This is a genomic window from Mesorhizobium sp. M7A.F.Ca.US.006.04.2.1 (genome assembly GCF_004022915.1).
Lineage (GTDB): Bacteria > Pseudomonadota > Alphaproteobacteria > Rhizobiales > Rhizobiaceae > Mesorhizobium > Mesorhizobium ciceri.
In genome coordinates, this window is sequence record NZ_RZQA01000434.1 from 1 (window position 1) to 5,347 (window position 5,347).

Consider the following 5,347-nt stretch of genomic DNA (forward strand, 5'->3'; position numbering starts at 1 on the left):
TTGCCGGGTCATGCGCTGAGCCCTCTCGCCCGGGGGGCCGAGCCGATGAAGCCGTTAATGGCGGCAAACAGTTCCGGCTCGTCGAGCAGGAATGCGTCGTGGCCACGGTCGGTCTCGATCTCGACGAAGGATACCGATGCGCCGGCGGCGTTGAGCGCATGCACGATCGAGCGGCTCTCCTCGGTCGGGAACAGCCAATCCGAGGTGAACGACACCAAGCAGAAGCGGGTTTTCGTGCCGGCGAAGGCATCGGCCAACCGGCCGCCATGGTCTGCGGCGAGGTCGAAATAGTCCATCGACCGCGTCATGTAGAGGTAGGAATTGGCGTCGAAGCGATCGACGAAGGTCATGCCCTGGTGCCGAAGATAGCTTTCGATCTGGAAGTCGGCGTCGAAGCCGAAGGTCAGCGCTTCGCGATCCTGCAGATTGCGGCCGAACTTGCGGTGCAGGGCGGCTTCCGACAGGTAAGTGATGTGGGCGGCCATGCGCGCTACCGCCAGGCCCTTTTCCGGGCGTTTGCCGTGCTCGAAATATTTGCCGCCATGCCAGTCCGGATCGGCCATGACAGCCTGCCGGCCAACCTCATGAAAGGCGATGTTCTGCGAGGAATGGCGCGCGCCGGTGGCGATCGGCAGTGCCGAGAAGACGCGCTCCGGATAGCTCGACGCCCATTCCAGCACCTGCATGCCGCCCATCGAGCCGCCGAGCACGCAAAACAGTTTCTCGATGCCGAAATGGTCGATCAGCATCTGCTGCGCCCGCACCATGTCGCGGATGGTGATGATCGGCAGGTCAAGCCCATAGGGCTTGCCGGTGGCGGGATTGGTCGAGGCCGGGCCGGTGGACCCAAGGCAACCGCCGATGACGTTGGAGCAGATGACGAAGAAACGATTGGTGTCGATGATCTTGCCGGGCCCGATCAGCACTTCCCACCAGCCTGGCTTGCCGGTCACCGGATTGGTGCTGGCGACGTGCTGGTCTCCGGTCAGCGCATGGCAGACGAGGATGGCGTTGGAGCGGGCATCGTTCAGCGTGCCGTAGGTCTGGTAGGCGATCTGGAACGGTGACAGCAGCGTACCGGCGTCCAGCTTGAGCGGCTTGTCGGATCCAAAACGCAAAACCGGGCTCGACGGTTGGTCGACCTCGTTGTTGGTTTTGCGGGCACGCAGAACGGCCATGACATCCATCTCACACTTTGAGCCCACGCATCGCACTCGTCGAAAGTCGATGCCGATACGGGTGTCCGGCCGGCGCGGACAACAAAAAACCGGCATTGCGGTCGCAAAGCCGGTTACAGGATGCAAACGGCCCTTTAGCAAGTTGTTTAACGTGGCTGCAAGCCGACCGGCCAAATCACCACGGAAGTTCGCTCCCCTTCTAGGGCTGTGGCGCGCCGGCGTCAACGGCCTGCCTTGGGCGGGAGGCTGTCGCCTCTCGACATTGCAGGCCACGGCTTGTATTTCCGCTGCGGCTTCCCTCAGGAAGCGTTCTCGACGGATTTTGCGACATGAGCCAGACACCGGACCAGGCACGTCCAACCCCGCGCGCGGGCATCATGGACATAGACGCCTATGTGCCGGGCAAGAGCACGGCGCCTGCCGGCGTCGCCAAGGTCCACAAGCTGTCCTCCAACGAGAACCCGCTCGGGCCCTCGCCGAAGGCGATCGAAGCCGCGCGCGAGATTGCCGGAAAGCTTGACGTCTATCCAGATGGCACCGCCAGGCGGCTGCGCGAAGCGATCGCCGAGGTGCATGGCCTCAACCCGCAGAACATCATCTGCTCCAACGGCTCCGACGAAATCCTCGGCCTGCTGGCGCAGACCTATCTGGCGCCCGGCGACGAGGCCGTCATCACCGAGCACGCCTTCATGGTCTACAAGATCTACATCCAGTCGGCGGGCGCCGTTCCGGTGACGATCAAGGAAACAGACGAGCGCGCCGATATCGACGCCATCCTGGCCGCCGTCACGCCGCTCACCAAGATCGTGTTCCTCGCCAATCCCAACAATCCGACCGGCACCTATGTGCCATTCCAGGAGGTGCGGCGTCTGCATGCCGCACTGCCGAAGAACGTGCTTCTGGTGCTCGACGCGGCCTATGCCGAATATGTTCGCCGCAACGACTATGAGGCCGGCATCGAACTGGTCGGCAGCGCAGAGAACGTGGTGATGACCCGGACCTTCTCCAAGATCGGCCTTGGCGGGGCGCGGATCGGCTGGATGTATGCGCCGATGCACATCGTCGACGCCATCAACCGCGTGCGCGGCCCCTTCAACGTCAATGCGACGGCGATCGAGGCCGGCATCGCCGCCATTCGCGATCGCGCCCATGTCGAGCGCAGCGTGGCGCACAACGAGACCTGGCTGGCCTGGCTGAGTGAGGAATTCACAAAGCTTGGGTTGCGGGTGACGCCCAGCGTCGGCAATTTCATCCTCATTCATTTTCCCGAGGACCAGAAACATTCGGCGGCGGCGGCGGACGACTATCTGACGGCGCGCGGCTATATATTGCGGCGCGTTTCGGGCTATGGCTTTCCCAATGCGCTGCGCATGACCGTCGGCACCGAAGAGGCCAATCGCGGCGTTGTCGCCGCTCTCACGACATTCCTGAAAAGCTAGAAACCATGACATCACCGATGTTTGAAAAGATCGCGCTGGTCGGCATCGGCCTGATCGGCTCGTCGCTGGCCCGCGTCATCCGCCGCGAGGGCCTCGCCCGCCACGTATCCATCTCGACCCGCAGTGCGGCGACGCTGGCACGGGCCGAGGAGCTTGGGCTGGGCGATAGCTATAGCACCGATGCGAGAGAAGCTGTCCGCGATGCCGACCTGGTCATCATTTCGGTGCCGGTTGGATCGTCCGGCGCGGTTGCCGAGGAAATCGCGCCGGCGCTGAAGCCGGGCGCGATCCTCACCGATGTCGGCTCGACCAAGGCGTCTGTCATTGCGCAAGTGCAGCCTTATGTGCCTGAAGGTGTCCATTTCATTCCCGGCCACCCGCTGGCGGGCACAGAAAAATCCGGCCCCGACGCCGGTTTCGCCGACCTGTTCGACAATCGCTGGTGCATCTTCACGCCGCTGCCCGACACCGACCCGGACGCGTTGGAGAGGCTGTCGGAGTTCTGGCGGCGCTGCGGCGCCAACATCGACACGATGGATCCCCAGCATCACGATATGACGCTGGCCATCGTCTCGCATCTGCCGCACATCATCGCCTACAACATCGTCGGCACCGCCGATGATCTGCAGTCAGTGACCAAATCCGAAGTGATCAAATATTCGGCTTCCGGCTTCCGCGACTTCACCCGCCTTGCCGCCTCCGACCCGACCATGTGGCGGGATGTCTGTCTGCACAACAAGGACGCCATCCTCGAAATGCTGGCGCGGTTCTCGGAAGATCTGGCGTCGCTGCAGCGCGCAATCCGCTGGGGCGACGGCGAAAAACTCTTCGACCTGTTCACCCGCACCCGCGCCGTGCGCCGCTCGATCATCGAAGCCGGCCAGGACATCGACGTTCCCGATTTCGGCCGTCAGGCGGTCGAGCACCCCGCGAAGGGCTAGGTCTGTCTCAGGCAGGCCAGGTCTGCGCAACCATGGCCAGCGTCTCGGCTCGGTTCGGCGCCCCAAGCCTGCCGCCGAAGCGCAGGCATTTGAGCGCCGCGGCCGCACTGGCAAACCGCAAAGCCTGCTCGACCGGCATGGCTTCCGCCAGCCCGACGGCGAAGGCGCCGTGAAAGACATCGCCGGCGGCGAGCGTGTCGACCGCCTTGATTTTCGGCGCCGCGACATGGCGCACGCAGCCAGCGCGACGGTCGTGCCACCAACTGCCCGCCGCGCCGCCTGTCACTGCGACAAAAGCGTCGGTGCGGCTGGCGAGATCGGCGCAAGCCGTTTCCGGATCGAGCGCCTGGCCGCAGACGATGCGCGCTGCCGGCTCCGAAGCGATGATGTGCGTAGCGAGCGGCAACAACTGCTCAAGGACCTCCAGCGGCGCGGTGTCGGCATCGAGGATCGCCGGACGGCTGATGGCGCGCGCCGCCTTCAGGGCGAGTGCCGCCGCACCCGGCCAGCGGACATCTACCAGAACGGCATCGAATGCCATGAGGTCGGCGACCGGCAGGACATCGGGATCGGCCTGGGCAAGCCTGTCATAGAACGGCACGATGATGCGCTCGCCATGCGCGTCGACCAGGATCGAGGCCAGCGCCGAGCGGGCACCTCTGACGCGCCGCACGAAGGTGCAATCGACGCCTTCGGCCTCTATGCCGGCGATGAGCTGGTCGGCGACGGCATCGTCGCCGGCACTCGCCCACAGCGATACTTCGGCGCCCAGGCGATGGGCAGCGCAGGCGGCGCTGGTGGCCATGCCCGAGGCGATCTGGACGCCGTCGGAGGCCATGAACTTGCCCTGATGTATGGGCAGCGTCTCGACGCGCAGGATGGTGTCCAGCGTCAATGCGCCAACGCTCAGCAGCTTCACCGGTTTTGCCATGGCTGAGCTATTCGACCGGCTTGATCTTGCCCAGCGGAATGAAGCCGAGCGAGGCCTTGCCCCTGACCACCTTCAGCGGCATGGACGGTTCGTTGCCGAGCACCGCCAGGGCAGAAAAACCCTGCTCGATCTGGCTTTTCTGCTCGGGTATGGCGGTGCCGAGGATGGCCGCCACCGCCTTCGGGTCCTTCAACCTGATCATCAGGTCGGCGTTGACCAGGCCCTCGGCATCGACCGAGAGCGGTCCCGAAACGGTGATGCGCGCCGTCCCCGACGACAGGTCAAGGTTGCGGATTTCGATCGCCTGGCCACGAAGGCTCTTCACCTGCGTGCCGATCAGTGCGACGCCGTTCTTCAATGTCACGTCGCCGCTGGCATCGAGCGCCGGAAGCACGCGCCCTCCAATTGCGTCGGGGTCGACCTCGAGATCGCCGAAACTGCCGAGATAGTCGATATCCTCGCCGTTGGGCTGCAACTGACCTGATGCCTTGCCGGCACTGAACAGTTGCACCGGATCGGTATCGTCGGCCGGATCGGTCTGGCCGGAAAGGCCCTCTGCCTCCAGCGAAATCCGCCGCGGCAGCGGCCACCACAATTTGAAATTGGCCTGCAGATTGTCCCAGTCGATCCACAGCGGCACCATGTCGGGAACGGAGGTCCTGAGCGGGCCGCGCAGATTGGCAACCGGCGACAGAGGCTGGATGATCTGGGCGGCTGCGTTGAAACTGCCGGCCGAGGCCGCAATGTTCTTGGCATCGTCCTCATAGGCGAGGTTGTCGCAGGAGACGGTAAAGCTCAAGGGATAGCCGCTGACCTGGAGATTGGCGCAGCCGGCCTCGACGCCATTCTTGTTGAGCG

Annotated in this window: 5 protein-coding genes and 1 riboswitch; of the genes, 2 read left to right on the forward strand and 3 right to left on the reverse strand. The window is 64.2% G+C overall.

Annotated features, from left to right (window positions below):
- Positions 1 to 8: 8 nt before the first annotated feature.
- Positions 9 to 1,178, reverse strand: a complete 1,170-nt coding sequence (locus EN925_RS21700) for a homoserine O-acetyltransferase (RefSeq protein WP_128336903.1) — start codon at positions 1,176 to 1,178, stop codon at positions 9 to 11.
- Between the two features lie 114 nt (positions 1,179 to 1,292).
- A riboswitch (SAM riboswitch) is annotated at positions 1,293 to 1,370 on the reverse strand.
- A 137-nt stretch (positions 1,371 to 1,507) separates the two neighbouring features.
- Between EN925_RS21700 and hisC the strand changes: the two genes are divergently transcribed.
- Complete coding sequence (hisC, locus tag EN925_RS21705) at positions 1,508 to 2,617, forward strand: histidinol-phosphate transaminase (RefSeq protein ID WP_127369429.1); 1,110 nt, start codon at positions 1,508 to 1,510, stop codon at positions 2,615 to 2,617.
- 5 nt (positions 2,618 to 2,622) lie between these two features.
- Positions 2,623 to 3,558: a prephenate/arogenate dehydrogenase family protein gene (locus tag EN925_RS21710; protein WP_206519224.1), complete on the forward strand. Its 936-nt coding sequence runs from the start codon at positions 2,623 to 2,625 to the stop codon at positions 3,556 to 3,558.
- A 7-nt stretch (positions 3,559 to 3,565) separates the two neighbouring features.
- Here EN925_RS21710 and EN925_RS21715 read toward each other — a convergent pair whose 3' ends face one another.
- Both EN925_RS21715 and EN925_RS21720 read right to left on the reverse strand, forming a co-directional pair.
- Entirely contained in the window at positions 3,566 to 4,489 is a 924-nt protein-coding gene (locus EN925_RS21715; RefSeq protein WP_024503754.1) for a sugar kinase, read from the reverse strand.
- Between the two features lie 7 nt (positions 4,490 to 4,496).
- The coding region (locus EN925_RS21720; RefSeq protein WP_128336904.1) for a DUF2125 domain-containing protein at positions 4,497 to 5,347 on the reverse strand (851 nt) is incomplete at its 5' end.